The sequence below is a fragment of the Thiothrix subterranea genome, assembly GCF_016772315.1.
In the GTDB taxonomy this organism is placed as follows: domain Bacteria; phylum Pseudomonadota; class Gammaproteobacteria; order Thiotrichales; family Thiotrichaceae; genus Thiothrix; species Thiothrix subterranea.
The window spans coordinates 846,335-862,161 of sequence record NZ_CP053482.1; the positions used below are offsets into that span (position 1 = coordinate 846,335).

Annotated in this window: 12 protein-coding genes, 2 tRNA genes and 3 rRNA genes; 2 read left to right on the top strand and 15 right to left on the bottom strand. The window is 50.6% G+C overall.

The features are described from left to right. Positions 1 to 11 precede the first annotated feature (11 nt). On the top strand, positions 12 to 842 hold the full coding sequence (locus tag HMY34_RS04010; protein ID WP_202718022.1) for a response regulator: 831 nt from the start codon (positions 12 to 14) through the stop codon (positions 840 to 842). A gap of 103 nt (positions 843 to 945) precedes the next feature. Here HMY34_RS04010 and rrf read toward each other — a convergent pair. From rrf to tyrS, 6 genes are all read right to left on the bottom strand, one after another. Then, a 5S ribosomal RNA gene (gene rrf / locus HMY34_RS04015) occupies positions 946 to 1,061 on the bottom strand. 152 nt (positions 1,062 to 1,213) lie between these two features. After that, positions 1,214 to 4,045 (bottom strand): 23S ribosomal RNA (locus HMY34_RS04020). A gap of 275 nt (positions 4,046 to 4,320) precedes the next feature. Continuing rightward, a tRNA-Ala gene (locus HMY34_RS04025) sits at positions 4,321 to 4,396 on the bottom strand. Positions 4,397 to 4,418: 22 nt separating this feature from the next. Then, a tRNA-Ile gene (locus HMY34_RS04030) sits at positions 4,419 to 4,495 on the bottom strand. A gap of 87 nt (positions 4,496 to 4,582) precedes the next feature. After that, a 16S ribosomal RNA gene (locus HMY34_RS04035) occupies positions 4,583 to 6,071 on the bottom strand. Together the 16S, 23S and 5S rRNA genes with 2 tRNA genes alongside form the textbook arrangement of a ribosomal RNA operon. Positions 6,072 to 6,419: 348 nt before the next feature. After that, a complete protein-coding gene (gene tyrS, locus HMY34_RS04040) occupies positions 6,420 to 7,619 on the bottom strand; it encodes a tyrosine--tRNA ligase (protein ID WP_202718023.1) in 1,200 nt (399 codons plus the stop codon). 584 nt (positions 7,620 to 8,203) lie between these two features. Here tyrS and HMY34_RS04045 point away from each other — a divergent pair. Beyond that, positions 8,204 to 9,481 carry a M23 family metallopeptidase gene (locus HMY34_RS04045; protein ID WP_202718024.1) on the top strand — a complete coding sequence of 426 codons (1,278 nt, stop codon included), beginning with the start codon at positions 8,204 to 8,206 and terminating at the stop codon, positions 9,479 to 9,481. A gap of 45 nt (positions 9,482 to 9,526) precedes the next feature. Here the strand turns inward: HMY34_RS04045 and iscX are convergent, their stop codons facing one another. From iscX to cysE, 9 genes are read right to left on the bottom strand one after another with little or no spacing between them, the layout of a single operon-like run. Next, complete coding sequence (iscX, locus tag HMY34_RS04050) at positions 9,527 to 9,730, bottom strand: Fe-S cluster assembly protein IscX (RefSeq protein ID WP_202718025.1); 204 nt, start codon at positions 9,728 to 9,730, stop codon at positions 9,527 to 9,529. Positions 9,731 to 9,742: 12 nt separating this feature from the next. Continuing rightward, the gene (gene fdx, locus HMY34_RS04055) at positions 9,743 to 10,081 is read right to left on the bottom strand and encodes an ISC system 2Fe-2S type ferredoxin (RefSeq protein WP_202718026.1); all 339 of its coding nucleotides are present in this window, start codon (positions 10,079 to 10,081) and stop codon (positions 9,743 to 9,745) included. Positions 10,082 to 10,085: 4 nt separating this feature from the next. Beyond that, complete coding sequence (hscA, locus tag HMY34_RS04060) at positions 10,086 to 11,948, bottom strand: Fe-S protein assembly chaperone HscA (RefSeq protein WP_202718027.1); 1,863 nt, start codon at positions 11,946 to 11,948, stop codon at positions 10,086 to 10,088. 8 nt (positions 11,949 to 11,956) lie between these two features. Continuing rightward, positions 11,957 to 12,499 (bottom strand): Fe-S protein assembly co-chaperone HscB, encoded by a 543-nt coding sequence (gene hscB / locus HMY34_RS04065; RefSeq protein ID WP_202718028.1) that lies wholly within the window; start codon positions 12,497 to 12,499, stop codon positions 11,957 to 11,959. Beyond that, entirely contained in the window at positions 12,499 to 12,819 is a 321-nt protein-coding gene (iscA, locus tag HMY34_RS04070) for an iron-sulfur cluster assembly protein IscA (protein ID WP_202718029.1), read from the bottom strand. Before iscA ends, hscB begins: the two co-directional genes overlap by 1 nt. A gap of 1 nt (position 12,820) precedes the next feature. Beyond that, the gene (gene iscU / locus HMY34_RS04075; protein WP_202718030.1) at positions 12,821 to 13,216 is read right to left on the bottom strand and encodes a Fe-S cluster assembly scaffold IscU; all 396 of its coding nucleotides are present in this window, start codon (positions 13,214 to 13,216) and stop codon (positions 12,821 to 12,823) included. 21 nt (positions 13,217 to 13,237) lie between these two features. Then, the gene (locus tag HMY34_RS04080) at positions 13,238 to 14,461 is read right to left on the bottom strand and encodes an IscS subfamily cysteine desulfurase (protein ID WP_443080464.1); all 1,224 of its coding nucleotides are present in this window, start codon (positions 14,459 to 14,461) and stop codon (positions 13,238 to 13,240) included. Between the two features lie 21 nt (positions 14,462 to 14,482). Continuing rightward, on the bottom strand, positions 14,483 to 14,950 hold the full coding sequence (iscR, locus tag HMY34_RS04085) for a Fe-S cluster assembly transcriptional regulator IscR (protein ID WP_202718031.1): 468 nt from the start codon (positions 14,948 to 14,950) through the stop codon (positions 14,483 to 14,485). 54 nt (positions 14,951 to 15,004) lie between these two features. After that, on the bottom strand, positions 15,005 to 15,802 hold the full coding sequence (gene cysE, locus HMY34_RS04090) for a serine O-acetyltransferase (protein WP_202718032.1): 798 nt from the start codon (positions 15,800 to 15,802) through the stop codon (positions 15,005 to 15,007). Between the last annotated feature and the right edge of the window lie 25 nt (positions 15,803 to 15,827).

Here is a 15,827-nt window from a genome sequence, read left to right on the forward strand (position 1 = left end):
AGAGAAATCCTATGCTTACCACAGAAAAAGAAACAATTGGCATTTGTTTATTCGAGCTTCCCGAAAAAGATCAGGCAGTTATTCAACGTGTCGTCACATTTGGAGCATCGCAGGGCAAACATTACAACTTGCAACCCAACATCACGTGTTCTGAGATTGTAATCACATTGGATGAAGTCGAATTACCCAACAATACCGCTGTACACATCCGTATTGGTGAATCGGATCTGCCGTATGACATTTTATTGCAGCGCCCACTGTTAGTGACTCGTGTTATGCGGGCTATTGATGATGCAGCACAATTGCTCAGATCACGTCCAGCGATTACGGCGAGTCCAGAAATCACCATAGAATCGACTCCAGAACCAAGTACAATAGAACCAGAAATACTCGTACAGGAAATACCCGCTCCAACAGTGGCTATACCAGAAAACGCGACTGAACCGCCAGAGGTCTCCCGTTATACCGCACTCGTTGTCGATGATAGTGCAGCCATTCGTAAGCAATTAGAAATTGAGCTACGCCACGCCAATATTGCAGCAGAATTTGCTGAAACCGGTGAAGAAGCTTTAGAAAAATCAGCGCAAAAGCAATATGACTTGGTATTCTTGGATGTCATTATGCCTGGTATTGATGGCTACGAAGTCTGCCGCAAAATGCGCTCTAGCAAAGCCATGAAAAAAACCCCAATCATCATGCTAAGTGGCAAAACATCGCCACTGGATGAAGTTCAGGGGGTTATTGCTGGTGCATCCACATATTTGACCAAACCCGTTCAACATGAACAGTTTCAACAGACATTAAAACGGGTGTCTAAATGGCTCACAAACTTTGCCCGCTGATGCGGGCATTTTTTATCGGGTTATTGTTGTGGTTATTTCTACAACTCATAGGCATAAAAAAAGCCCCGCAACGGAAACCGTTAACGGGGCTTTTAGGAATGATGCTTGGCGTTGACCTACTCTCACATGGGGAGACCCCACACTACCATCGGCGATGCTGCGTTTCACTTCTGAGTTCGGGATGGGATCAGGTGGTTCCACAGCTCTATGGACACCAAGCAAACTGGCAAGGTTGAGAAGGGAGTGCCTAGGCAGCCTTCTCGACCTAATCTGGAAAAATATCAGGGATACTTAATAACTGAGGTCTGGTAGCGTGTTACCGAGGTAACATCGACACGATTCTATATCTCTAGTAGACCGTTTTGGGTTATAGGATCAAGCCTCACGGGCAATTAGTACTGGTTAGCTGCATACATTACTGCACTTCCACACCCAGCCTATCAACGTCGTAGTCTCCAACGGCCCTTTAGGACCCTCAAGGGGTCAGGGAGATCTCATCTTGGGAGGGGCTTCCCGCTTAGATGCTTTCAGCGGTTATCCCGTCCGAACATAGCTACCCTGCAATGCCACTGGCGTGACAACAGGAACACCAGAGGTTCGTCCAACCCGGTCCTCTCGTACTAAGGTCAGCTTCCCTCAAATCTCCAACGCCCACGGCAGATAGGGACCGAACTGTCTCACGACGTTCTGAACCCAGCTCGCGTACCACTTTAAATGGCGAACAGCCATACCCTTGGGACCTGCTTCAGCCCCAGGATGTGATGAGCCGACATCGAGGTGCCAAACTCCCCCGTCGATATGGACTCTTGGGAGGAATCAGCCTGTTATCCCCGGAGTACCTTTTATCCGTTGAGCGATGGCCCTTCCATGCAGAGCCACCGGATCACTAAGACCTACTTTCGTACCTGCTCGACTTGTCTGTCTCGCAGTCAAGCGTGCTTATGCCTTTACACAAACCTCACGATTTCCGACCGTGATTAGCACACCTTCGCGCTCCTCCGTTACTCTTTAGGAGGAGACCGCCCCAGTCAAACTACCCACCATGTATTGTCCCCGGCATTGTGATGCCTGGGTTAGAACTCCGAACATACCAGGGTGGTATTTCAAGGACGACTCCACCAGAACTGGCGTTCCAGTTTCATAGTCTCCCACCTATCCTACACAAGTAGGTTCAAAGTTCAATACAAAGCTATAGTAAAGGTTCACGGGGTCTTTCCGTCTAGCCGCGGGTACACTGCATCTTCACAGCGATTTCAATTTCACTGAGTCTCGGATGGAGACAGTGCCGCCATCGTTACGCCATTCGTGCAGGTCGGAACTTACCCGACAAGGAATTTCGCTACCTTAGGACCGTTATAGTTACGGCCGCCGTTTACCGGGGCTTCGATCAAGAGCTTCGCTTGCGCTAACCCCATCAATTAACCTTCCGGCACCGGGCAGGCGTCACACCCTATACGTCCTCTTTCGAGTTTGCAGAGTGCTGTGTTTTTGATAAACAGTCGCAGCGGCCTGGTCTCTGCGGCCCGCTTGCGCGGGCGTACCTTCTCCCGAAGTTACGGTACCATTTTGCCTAGTTCCTTCATCCGAGTTCTCTCAAGCGCCTTGGAATTCTCATCCAGCCCACCTGTGTCGGTTTGGGGTACGGTCAGCACTAACCTGAAGCTTAGGGACTTTTCTTGGAAGCATGGCATCAAACACTTCAGTACCGTAGTACCTCGTCATCACGCCTCAGTGTTAACAGATTCCCGGATTTGCCTAAGAATCCCACCTAAACGCTTAAACAACCATCCAATAGGTTGCTGTCCTAGCCTTCTCCGTCCTCCCATCGCAGTTAGTGCCGGTACAGGAATATTGACCTGTTTCCCATCGACTACGCATTTCTGCCTCGCCTTAGGGGCCGACTAACCCTGCGCCGATTAACGTTGCGCAGGAAACCTTGGGCTTTCGGCGGACGGGTTTTTCACCCGTCTTGTCGTTACTTATGTCAGCATTCGCACTTCTGATACCTCCAGCAAACTTTCCAGTTCACCTTCACAGGCGTACAGAACGCTCCTCTACCACTTGAATTGCTTCAAGTCCGCAGCTTCGGTGTGTGGCTTAAGCCCCGTTGAATCTTCCGCGCAGGCCGACTCGACCAGTGAGCTATTACGCTTTCTTTAAAGGATGGCTGCTTCTAAGCCAACCTCCTGGCTGTCTGTGCCTTCCCACATCGTTTCCCACTGAGCCACAACTTGGGGACCTTAGCTGGCGGTCTGGGTTGTTTCCCTTTTGACAACGGACGTTAGCACCCGCTGTCTGTCTCCCGTGCTCGCACTTCCTAGTATTCGGAGTTTGCAATGGGTTGGTAAGCCGGTCAGGGCCCCCTAGCCATAACAGTGCTCTACCCCTAGGAGTGATACACGAGGCGCTACCTAAATAGCTTTCGAGGAGAACCAGCTATCTCCGAGCTTGATTAGCCTTTCACTCCTATCCACAGCTCATCCCCTACCTTTTCAACGGGAGTGGGTTCGGTCCTCCAGTACCTGTTACGGCACCTTCAACCTGGCCATGGATAGATCGCTCGGTTTCGGGTCTACTCCCAGCGACTGAACGCCCTGTTCAGACTCGCTTTCGCTACGCCTCCCCTATCGGTTAAGCTTGCCACTGAAAGTAAGTCGCTGACCCATTATACAAAAGGTACGCAGTCACCCCGGAGGGCTCCCACTGCTTGTACGTACACGGTTTCAGGTTCTATTTCACTCCCTTCACCAGGGTTCTTTTCGCCTTTCCCTCACGGTACTGGTTCACTATCGGTCAGTCAGGAGTATTTAGCCTTGGAGGATGGTCCCCCCATCTTCAGACAGGATTTCACGTGTCCCGCCCTACTTAATATGTCCTTGAAGCATTTTCGTGTACGGGGCTATCACCCGGTATCGCTGGCCTTTCCATACCATTCCACTAACACTAAAAGATTCGGCTGTTCCCCGTTCGCTCGCCGCTACTGGGGGAATCTCGGTTGATTTCTTTTCCTACAGGTACTTAGATGTTTCAGTTCCCTGCGTTCGCTTTCCTTTCGGAATACCACAAAAGTGGTGGGTTTCCCCATTCGGAAATCTACGGGTCAATGCCAATTTGCAGGCTAACCGTAGCTTATCGCATGCTATAACGTCCTTCATCGCCTCTGACTGCCAAGGCATCCACCGTGTACGCTTAGTCACTTGATCCTATAACCCGAAACAGTCTACTACCTTTTGTGCGGTAAACTCGGGTTACAGAGTGTCTATAATCTCGTAACGATCAATCTTGAGATATATAATCTTCTCAGTTATACATTTCGCCTTGATATTTTTCCATTTTGTTAAAGAACGACCTATGACTTAGGTTGAACTGACAAAAGCCAGTGCAAAGCAGCCCAAAGGGCTGCTTTGCGGTGACTTCTGAAGTTACCGTGGTGTGTACATTTATTGCAATGCCTTTCGATTCAAGATGAATCAGAAAGTGGTGGAGCCAGACGGGATCGAACCGACGACCTCCTGCGTGCAAGGCAGGCGCTCTCCCAGCTGAGCTATGGCCCCGATAACCTTTGCGATGCAAGAGTGGTGGGTCTAGGTGGACTCGAACCACCGGCCTCACCCTTATCAGGGGTGCGCTCTAACCAACTGAGCTATAGACCCGTGTTCGGTACTAGAGCACTTGCAATAAATGCGGTCTGCCAGACTACTTGTGTGGGAACTTGTGTTCGTGTGAGCGACGGTTCTCGTAAAGGAGGTGATCCAGCCGCAGGTTCCCCTACGGCTACCTTGTTACGACTTCACCCCAGTCATCGGCCACACCGTGGCAAGCGCCCTCCTTGCGGTTAGACTACCTGCTTCTGGTGCAACAAACTCCCATGGTGTGACGGGCGGTGTGTACAAGGCCCGGGAACGTATTCACCGCGACATGCTGATTCGCGATTACTAGCGATTCCGACTTCACGGAGTCGAGTTGCAGACTCCGATCCGGACTACGGATGGCTTTCTGGGATTTGCTCCACCTCGCGGTATCGCTTCCCTCTGTACCACCCATTGTAGCACGTGTGTAGCCCTGGTCATAAGGGCCATGATGACTTGACGTCATCCCCACCTTCCTCCGGTTTGTCACCGGCAGTCTCCTTAGAGTTCCCACCATTACGTGCTGGCAACTAGGGATAGGGGTTGCGCTCGTTGCGGGACTTAACCCAACATCTCACGACACGAGCTGACGACAGCCGTGCAGCACCTGTGTTAGTGTTCCCGAAGGCACCAAAACATTTCTGCTAAGTTCACTACATGTCAAGACCAGGTAAGGTTCTTCGCGTTGCATCGAATTAAACCACATGCTCCACCGCTTGTGCGGGCCCCCGTCAATTCCTTTGAGTTTTACTCTTGCGAGCGTACTCCCCAGGCGGTCAACTTAATACGTTAGCTCCACCACCAAACTCTAAAGCGAGCCTGACGGCTAGTTGACATCGTTTACGGCGTGGACTACCAGGGTATCTAATCCTGTTTGCTACCCACGCTTTCGTGCCTCAGCGTCAGTGTTGGTCCAGAGAGTCGCCTTCGCCACTGATGTTCCTTCCGATCTCTATGCATTTCACCGCTACACCGGAAATTCCACTCTCCTCTCCCACACTCTAGTCTACCAGTATCAGATGCAGTTCCCAGGTTGAGCCCGGGGATTTCACATCTGACTTAATAAACCGCCTACGCACGCTTTACGCCCAGTAATTCCGATTAACGCTTGCACCCTCCGTATTACCGCGGCTGCTGGCACGGAGTTAGCCGGTGCTTCTTCTGTTGGTAACGTCATTATCTTCCCAACTGAAAGTGCTTTACAACCCGCAGGCCTTCTTCACACACGCGGTATTGCTGGATCAGGCTTGCGCCCATTGTCCAATATTCCCGACTGCTGCCTCCCGTAGGAGTCCGGGCCGTGTCTCAGTCCCGATGTGGCTGGCCATCCTCTCAGACCAGCTAAAGATCGTCGCCTTGGTAAGCCTTTACCTTACCAACTAGCTAATCTTACGCGGGCTCATTAAATAGCGGCTTGCGCCTTTCCCCCGTAGGGCGTATGCGGTATTAATCCGGCTTTCGCCGGGCTGTCCCCCACTACTCAGTAGATTCCCACGTGTTACTCACCCGTCCGCCACTGAATCCTAAGATTCCGTTCGACTTGCATGTCTTAAGCATACCGCCAGCGTTCAATCTGAGCCAGGATCAAACTCTTCAGTTCAATCTTTATCGTTTGAAATTGAAGAGCAAATCCATCGAAATTACGTATAAATTACATTAACGTGAACTCAATGGTTGCTTGCTTCTTATGCCTCTCGACACAATCACAAGCCCCCACACAAGTTTTCTGGCTTCTTTTGTTAATCTGCGCACTGCTCTCTAAGCAGCGAGGGGCGAATCTTAAAGGCTTTTGAGGTTCGTGTCAAACACTTTTTCAAAATTCTTTCGGACTCTAAAAGCAAAATACACAACCTAAGTTACTGATTCTGCTTTTGTTTCAGAGCGTTTTTGCCCTGAGTGAGCGGCGCATTATACAGGCTGGGTTAAGCCCGTCAACCTGTTTTTTGCCTTAAGCCAAGGTTATTTTGGCGAACTTACGCTTGCCTACTTGGAAGACAGCCGTGATTCCCTTTTCAATCAAAAGATTACGGTCTTCAATCTTGATGCCATCGACTTTCACGCCACCCTGTTGAATCATCCGCAGCGCATCCGACGTACTACCAATTAAGCCTGCCGCTTTCAATAATGACGCAATTGGCATTCCTGCGCCTTCAGCAACGAGGCTAATTTCGTCCATTTCATCCGGCATCGCACCCTTCTGGAAACGCGCAATGAAGTCTTCACGCGCCCCGACTGCCGCCGCCTGACTATGGAAACGCGCAATCAACTCTTCCGCCAACAGGAATTTGAGGTCACGCGGATTCGCCCCTTGTTCCACATCCTGCCTAAACCTCTTCAGCTCAGTGAGTGGGCGGAAGCTCAATAATTCAAAGTACCGCCACATCAACTCATCCGAGATCGACATGATCTTGCCAAACATATCGTTAGGCGCGTCAGTAATACCAATGTAGTTACCTAACGACTTAGACATTTTATTAACGCCATCCAAGCCTTCGAGCAATGGCATGGTCATCACCACCTGCTGTTCCTGCCCGTATTGACGCTGTAAATCACGTCCCATCAGCAGATTAAACTTCTGATCCGTGCCACCCAGCTCCACATCGGCCTTCATCGCCACCGAATCGTAGCCTTGCACCAATGGGTAGAGGAATTCATGAATCGCAATGGACTGCCCCGATTTGTAGCGTTTGGTGAAATCATCACGTTCCAACATCCGCGCCACCGTTTGTTTAGCAGCCAATTGAATCAAGCCCGCACTGCCTAACTGATTCATCCACGCCGAGTTAAACATGATCTCGGTTTTGTCGGGGTCAAGAATCTTGAAAATCTGTTCTTGATACGTCAGGGAATTTTGTTGCACCTGTTCAACCGTCAACGGCGGGCGCGTGGTAGATTTTCCGGTTGGATCGCCGATCATCCCCGTAAAATCACCGATCAGAAATAAAATCTGGTGTCCGGCATCCTGAAACTGTCTCATCTTATTAATGAGCACGGTATGCCCCAGATGCAAATCAGGCGCAGTTGGATCGAAACCCGCTTTTATCCTAAGTGGCTTACCTTTTTTAAGTTTCGCCACCAATTCGGCTTTGACCAACACCTCTTCACAGCCACGTACCAGCTCTTGCATCAGGTCAGCAACATCATCCATTTAACATGCTCCAGAATTGACAATTCTTTAATTTTGATCTACATAGAAAGGTAAGTTTATCAGTTTTCTCAAGTGCAAGATCAAGCAAGCCTAGAGAGTGTCGGCATTTTTGGCTGATAAGCGTGGTGAGTCAACCTCTATTGAGTTCAGGAATGATTCAGTACATACTCGCTAACCTCTGCTTCACTTGCAGGTTTTTGTATGAAAAACATACAGAAACACACCATTTGATAACAAGTATGGAGTGAAAACCCTTGTCATCGTTTACACGAAAGTCACAACCCAAAAAAAGCTGGGACGAGACTATGAAAGGCTTTGATTTCCCCGGATGTTATATTCCTGCGGATCATAAATCTGGGTCAATAAAGACTCCATCTAAACTGTTGGAAAGCCTTCTAAAACCTGCCCCGGTCAACATTAGGGTAGCGCCACCCAAAAACAGCGCGAAGCCAAAAGTACCAGCCAAACCGCGTACTCTTGCTACACCGCCCCTTTCTACGAAAAAGCCGCTGCGCTACCTTGCGACTCGCTCATTATTACTTGCCTGTGGCCTTGCCACGCTGGGTAATGTACCTGTTTACTCAATGATCAGCAGCACTGAAGACGGCAAAATCATTCATCTGACAGAGCCATTACTGGATAGCACATCCCCTGCGCAAATCGTCAAGGATCTAAACTTACCGGCAGTTGCGGTTGAATCTTTCTCAGGATACGCCGTCGACATCTTGCCAGATGCCACGCAAGGTAACTGGTCGGCACATACCGTAGAAACGGATGACACTTTAGAATCCATTTTAGGCAGACTCGAACTCACCAAAACATCACAAAAACTGCTGGAAAATACCACTATCAAGCAAGCACTCGGCAATCTGAAAGCGGATGCTCGCCTCTTCACCCAAGTGGTTGATGATAGCTTACAACAGCTCATTTATGCCAAAAACAACGCCGAAATTTACATCGTTTCCGTGACGGATGACGGCTACGTCGGTAAATGGGAAAGCAATGCATTGGAAACACGCAATGCCAAAATCGCTTTCACGGTCAAACATTCCATACAAAAAGATGGCAAAGCCGCAGGCTTGAGCAAGTCGGTCATTCGTCAACTCAGTCAAGTCTTCCAGAAAGATGTGGATTTCAAGAAAGGCATCAAAGCGGGCGATAAAATTGGCGTTATTTTTGAAGATTTCCGTTACCAAGGCGAAAGTATCTACACCGATAAAGTGTTGGCAGCAGAATACGCCACCGCGAAAAAATCCTATCAGCGAGTACGTTTCACGTTGGGTGAAGGCAGAACCGACTACTTCCGCCCCGATGGTGATACTGAGCTGAAACGTCCAGCCTTTGACCGCAAGCCGCTGACAGACGGACGCCTGAGTTCTGGTTTTGGAATGCGTCGCCACCCTGTTTTTGGCTTACGTAAAAACCATGCCGGTACAGATTTCGCTGCGCCCCGTGGCACACCGATTTATGCCACCGCCGACGGCAGCGTCAAATCCATTGGTCGACAAGGTGGCTACGGCAATGTCATTGAATTGAGCCATATTAATGGCATCACGACCCTGTACGGACACATGTCAGCTTTCAAAGAAGACTTAAAATCAGGGCAAAGCGTTAAACGCGGTGATGTGATTGGGTATGTTGGCTCAACGGGCACGTCCACCGGCAATCATGTGCATTACGAGTTCCGGGTCAATGGTGAGCAACAAAACCCAATGGCAGTAGAACTCCCGCAAGTCGGCATTATGACTGCGGAAGAAATGCAAACTTTCAAAAGTGTGGCGACTACAATGGTGCGTGACCTTGCAGACTTGCGCAAACTGGCTTCAGCCGATCAAACAAGCCGCACACAAAACGGCGGTTGAATTCCAACAGATGGCTTGTTGTGAGCAACAACAAGCCACATTCACTTACTCCGCTTCTTCAATCCACGCCATTTGAATCGCTTCTAGAATCTTTTCATTGGATTTTTCCGGGTTATCGTTAAACCCTTCCAATGCCTGCACCCACGCATGTAAATCAGTAAAGCGAATATAACGCGGATCAACATCAGGGTGCGCGTCGTTCAACTGGATAGCAATTTCCAAGGTATCCGTCCATTTAAGTTCGTCCACTTCCTACTCCCCTTAATGATTTTCAGACACCATATTGATGGTATATTTGGGAATTTCGATCACCAAATCTTCAGCAGCGACTTTCGCTTGGCAACTCAAGCGTGAATCCGGGTCTACACCCCACGCCTTATCCAAATAATCTTCTTCCAAATCAGTCGCATCTGCCAATGAATCGAAACCCTCACGGATATAGACGTGGCAAGTGGTACACGCACACGATTTCTCACAAGCGTGTTCGATGGCAATACCATGCGCCAACGCCGCATCACAAATGGTCGTCCCTGTTTCGACATCCAACACCGCACCTTCTGGGCAAATGTCTTCGTGTGGTAAAAAAATCAGTTTTGGCATGGTGTTATCCTTTGAATTCGTCAACCCGGTGGCCGGTCATCGCGGCGCGAATACTGGCATTCATACGGCGCTCTACATAGGTTTCAGCGGCTTTTTCCAACGCCTTGATTCCGGCTTCAATCGCTTGGTAATCACTGCTGGGGCGCAGCTCTACTAATTTCACCCGGAAACCGAGAATATGCTCACGCTCGACAGCACTCAGCAATACCTCGCCATCGGCTTGTAAGGCAGCATCCAGCGCTTCGATGGCGCGGTCTGCTTCCACTTGTTGTTCACGCAATCGCCGCGCTTCCATATCATCACGGGCATACGTCATGGAATCACGCAACATGGTTTCGATTTCGGTATCGCTCAAACCGTAGGACGGCTTCACCTCGACACCCGATGTAATGCCGGTGGTTTGCTCTTGCGCGGTCACATTCAACAAACCGTCCGCATCCACTTGAAAAGTCACACGGATACGCGCCGCGCCCGCCACCATTGGCGGAATACCGCGCAATGAAAAACGCGCCAGCGAGCGGCAAGCTTCGACAGTATCCCGTTCGCCTTGCAGCACATGGATGGACATCGCCGTTTGCCCATCCTTGAACGTGGTGAACTCCTGAGCACGAGCCACGGGAATGGTGGTGTTGCGCGGAATCACTTTTTCCACCAAACCGCCCATGGTTTCCAGCCCCAAGGACAAGGGAATCACGTCCAGCAGCAGCATATCGGAATCGGGTTTATTGCCCGCCAATATATCGGCTTGAATCGCCGCCCCAAGCGCCACCACCCGATCAGGGTCGATATTCACCAAAGGCGGCTTACCGAAAAACTCGCTGACTTGTTCGCGCACCGCCAATACACGGGTCGAACCACCGACCATGACCACATCTTTAACCTCGTCCTTACTCAGATTCGCATCACGCAAAGTACGACGGCACGCCATCAAGGTCTTTTTAATCAAGGGCGCAATTAAGTCATTCATCTGGCTGCGCGTGAATTCGCCCTGCCACTCGCCTAACGTCACCGCTGTGGTTTCTGCCGTCGTCAACGCTTCTTTGGCATCACGCGCTACCACCAACGCACCGCGCAACACGGTTTGCTCGGCACTGCCTTGCAAACCAGAGGCTTGCAACAACCATTCCGCAATCACATGATCGAAATCATCGCCACCGAGTGCCGAATCACCACCCGTTGCCAACACTTCAAACACGCCCTTATGCAAACGCAAAATCGAAATGTCAAACGTGCCGCCGCCCAAATCGTAGACCGCGATCACGCCTTCCGCATCCTGATCCAAACCATAGGCAACGGCTGCGGCGGTTGGCTCATTCAATAAGCGGTAAACATTCAAACCTGCCAACGTCGCGGCATCACGGGTGGCTTGACGTTGCGCATCATCGAAATACGCCGGAACGGTAATCACCACGCCGGTCAAATCACCACATAAAGTCACTTCCGCCCGTTGCTTGAGGACGCGCAAAATTTCCGCCGACACTTCCACCGAAGACACATCACCGCCCACGGTATGAATGCGCGGCACAGTCGATTCACCACTCACAAAGTGGTACGGCAAATGTCCGCCAAGCTGTGTCACATCCTCCACCCCGCGCCCCATCAGGCGTTTAGCGGAAGCAATGGTGTTGTAAGGGTCTTGGCTAATCGCGGCTTTGGCGTCGTACCCAACCAGCGGCGCAACATCGGCTTGATAACGCACCACGGAAGGCAATAAATGCCGCCCCTGCGCATCCGCCAACGTATCCGCTTGCCCGCTGCGCACGGTGGCGACTAATGAATTGGTTGTCCCAAGATCAATGCCCGCCGCCAGCCGATGCTGATGCGCGGTCGTGGACATGCCGGGTTCGGAAATTTGCAGTAATGCCATGGTTAATCCTAGAAGCTTTCTTCAAGACGTTCTTCACGCTGGCGAATGTCTTCCAGCAGGCGCTCGAAAAAGCGCATTTTGAGCATAGCATCTTTGGCGGCAGGCAAGTGTTGCTGCGCCCATGCTGAGGTGAAATCGCCTTCCAAATCGTGCATGGCTTGGCGCACTTGCGTGGCTAACGCATCCAGCACTTCAAACGGCTCTTCTGCCGTTTCAGCGTCTTCAATCGCCTCGCGCAATTCCATCTGTTCCATTAGGAACTCAGGGTCGGAAGAGGTATCGCGTTCATCGTTAATGACTACGCCTGCCAGCACCAGCAAATAACGCGCCCGCAGACGCGGTTGCCGCAATGTGTCATGTGCTTCATTTAACAACGAGGTAATTTGCATTGCCAAGCGCCGCTCCTGATCGCTGCCGCTGGCAAACCGATCAGGATGGTATTGGGATTGCAATTCGCGAAAACGCTGGCTTAACACCGCGCTATCGACCTCAAATTGCGGCGGCAAACCGAACAGGGCGAAATAATCCTGTTGCAGCGCTGACATTGCCATTAGACCGTGAAACTCTCACCACAACCACAACGCGCTTTCTCGTTGGGGTTGGTGAATTTGAAGCCTTCGTTCAAGCCTTCGCGGGCATAATCGACCTCGGTACCATCCAAGTACACCAAGGCTTTTGGATCAACAATTACCTTGACACCCAGACTTTCAAACACGGTATCTTCTGCTTGCAGATCATCCACGAACTCCATGACGTAAGCCATGCCGGAGCAACCGTTAGTTTTCACTCCCAAGCGCAAACCCAAGCCCTTGCCACGGTTGGCAATGAACTTGTTAACGCGGGTAGCAGCGGATTCAGTCAAGGTAATCATCTTATGCACCTACTTGTTCTTGCTGTTTCTTTTGGTAGTCTTCAATCGCGGTACGAATCGCGTCTTCTGCCAATACCGAGCAGTGAATTTTCACCGGGGGTAAATCCAATTCAGCCGCAATATCCGTGTTCTTGATCAGCTTGGCTTCTTCCAAGGTTTTGCCTTTGACCCATTCGGTCAGCAAGCTGGAAGACGCAATCGCCGAACCGCAACCGTAGGTTTTGAACTTCGCATCTTCAATAATGCCTTGATCGTTTACCTTGATTTGCAGCTTCATGACGTCGCCGCACGCCGGAGCGCCGACCATGCCCGTACCGATATTCACATCTGCCTTGTTGAAACTGCCCACGTTGCGGGGATTTTCGTAATGGTCAATGACCTTTTCACCGTATGCCATGATCTATACCTCGTAGAAATCTTAATGCGAAACCCATTCGACCTTACTAATGTCGATGCCTTCTTGGAACATTTCCCACAATGGAGAAAGTTCACGCAGTTTTTCGACCGCTGTGCGAATACGTCCGATAGCGTAATCCACGTCTTCGACGGTGCTGAATCGCCCCATCGACAAACGTAAGGAACTGTGTGCCAATTCATCACTACGCCCCAAAGCACGCAACACATAACTGGGTTCGAGACTGGCACTGGTACACGCTGAACCGGAAGACATCGCCAAATCTTTCAATGACATCATCAAACTTTCGCCTTCGACATAGTTAAAGCTGATGTTCAGAATCCCAGCAACTCGGTGTTCCAAATCACCGTTCACGTACACCTCTTCAATGTCTTTTAGACCATCGTACAAGCGATTGCGCAACATCAGAATACGGTCTCTTTCAGTATCCATCTCCAGCCTAGCGATACGGAAAGCCTCACCCATACCCACGATTTGGTGCGTAGGCAGTGTGCCGGAGCGCATTCCACGCTCATGACCGCCACCGTGCATTTGCGCTTCGATACGCACACGCGGCTTGCGACGTACATACAACGCACCAATACCTTTTGGGCCGTAAATCTTGTGAGCCGAAAAGCTCATCATATCCACTTTCAGGGTTTCCATATCAATCGGCACTTTGCCAGCGCTTTGCGACGCATCAACGTGGAATACCGTTTTATTAGCGCGGCACAATTCACCAATTGCACCGATGTCCTGAATCACGCCAGTTTCATTATTCACGTGCATAATGGAAACCACGGTGGTGTCTTCACGCAATGCCGCTTTGAACTTATCCAAATCAATCAAACCATTCGGTTCTGGATCAAGATAAGTGACTTCAAAACCTTCGCGTTCCAATTGGCGGCACGTATCCAGCACCGCTTTGTGCTCAGTTTTACAAGTAATAATGTGTTTACCGCGCCGCTCATTGAAATGTGCTGCACCTTTGATTGCCAGATTGTTGGCTTCGGTTGCACCGCTCGTCCAGACAATTTCTTTGGCATCCGCATTCAACAGCGCGGCGACATCATGGCGTGCTTGCTCTACCGCTTCTTCGGCTGCCCAACCAAACGCATGGCTTTTGGATGCAGGGTTGCCGAACATGCCGGTAGGGGTCAAGTATTGCATCATTCTTTCGGCAACACGCGGGTCAACGGGAGTCGTTGCGGCGTAATCGAAGTAAATGGGCATTTTCATTTCACTCATGGGGCTCATCCTGCACTAGCATTAATGGGAATGTGATTGGATAAAATCAATACGTTTATTATGCTGACGCGCGGCGGTTTCTTGAACTTCCATTCTAGCGGTCATGTCAGCAAGGGTAATCTCTGACAGGAAGACGCGGATTTGGTTACTCAAGTCCATCCACAAATCGTGGGTCAGGCAACGCTTATTGTCTTGGCAATCGCCTAAACCGCCGCAGCGAGTGGCATCAACGTTTTCATCGACGGCGCTGATAATGTCAGCAATCACAATGTCAGCGGCAGCGCCATTCAGTTGGTAGCCACCACCGGGGCCACGCATACTGACCACCAGCCCGGCTTTACGCAATTTGGCAAACAGTTGTTCCAAATAGGAAAGTGATATATCCTGCCGTTCAGAGATCTCCGCCAGCGATACTGGCTGTTCCCCATTGTGCAAGGCCAAATCCAGCATGGCTGTCACTGCATAGCGACCCTTGGTAGTCAGTTTCATATTGATGCTCTCCATTCAAGCTAAGTGCATCCTACCAATACCCGACAAAACTAGTCAAGAATTAAGGTTTTCGGTATCTCTTTTGGCAGAGTGTTCACTACTACCCTCCATACCACCGAAACCTTCCGTTTTTAACACCGGCAATGGCACCATTTCCAACTGCCCGCCAAGACGATGCACTTCTTCGCATAGCTTATCCATGCGCTCATCCATGAGATGAATGTGGTCGAGTACGCGATTGACAGCATTCGCGACCGGATCGGGCATATCTTGAGTAGCACCATAGGCATCAAAACCGAGTTTCTGCGCAATTTCCTCGCGGCGTTTTTCTTGCTGCTTACGCGGCGTCACGATACGCCCCGGAATGCCGGTTACGGTTGCACCTGCTGGCACGTCTTTCACCACCACCGCGTTAGAGCCGACCCGCGCACCGTTGGCTAACGTGATCGGACCAAGAATTTTTGCACCTGCGCCGATGACCACATCATTGCCAAGCGTGGGATGGCGTTTGCCTTTTTGCCAACTTGTGCCGCCTAAAGTGACGCCGTGGTAAAGGGTGCAATCATCGCCAATTTCCGCCGTTTCGCCGATGACCACACCCATGCCGTGGTCGATGAAAAAGCGCCGCCCAATGGTTGCGCCGGGGTGAATTTCCACGCCGGTAAACAAACGCGCTACATTCGACAATACCCGCGCTAACCATTTGAAGCCACGTTGCCATAACCAATGGCTGACGTGGTGAATGAAAACTGCGTGCAAACCGGGGTAAGTGGTGACGATTTCAAATACATTGCGGGCAGCCGGGTCACGGTCAAAGATGCAGTAAATGTCTTCACGGATTCGCGCAAACATGCAATTCCTCAGGCAGCAATGGGGT

Coding starts and splice junctions, on each gene's coding strand:
- HMY34_RS04010 (WP_202718022.1), top strand. CDS start 12: ATGCTTACCACAGAAAAAGAAACAATTGGCATTTGTTTATTCGAGCTT.
- tyrS (WP_202718023.1), bottom strand. CDS start 7,619: ATGGATGATGTTGCTGACCTGATGCAAGAGCTGGTACGTGGCTGTGAA.
- HMY34_RS04045 (WP_202718024.1), top strand. CDS start 8,204: ATGATCAGCAGCACTGAAGACGGCAAAATCATTCATCTGACAGAGCCA.
- fdx (WP_202718026.1), bottom strand. CDS start 10,081: ATGCCAAAACTGATTTTTTTACCACACGAAGACATTTGCCCAGAAGGT.
- hscA (WP_202718027.1), bottom strand. CDS start 11,948: ATGGCATTACTGCAAATTTCCGAACCCGGCATGTCCACGACCGCGCAT.
- hscB (WP_202718028.1), bottom strand. CDS start 12,499: ATGGCAATGTCAGCGCTGCAACAGGATTATTTCGCCCTGTTCGGTTTG.
- iscA (WP_202718029.1), bottom strand. CDS start 12,819: ATGATTACCTTGACTGAATCCGCTGCTACCCGCGTTAACAAGTTCATT.
- iscU (WP_202718030.1), bottom strand. CDS start 13,216: ATGGCATACGGTGAAAAGGTCATTGACCATTACGAAAATCCCCGCAAC.
- HMY34_RS04080 (WP_443080464.1), bottom strand. CDS start 14,461: ATGAGTGAAATGAAAATGCCCATTTACTTCGATTACGCCGCAACGACT.
- iscR (WP_202718031.1), bottom strand. CDS start 14,950: ATGAAACTGACTACCAAGGGTCGCTATGCAGTGACAGCCATGCTGGAT.
- cysE (WP_202718032.1), bottom strand. CDS start 15,802: ATGTTTGCGCGAATCCGTGAAGACATTTACTGCATCTTTGACCGTGAC.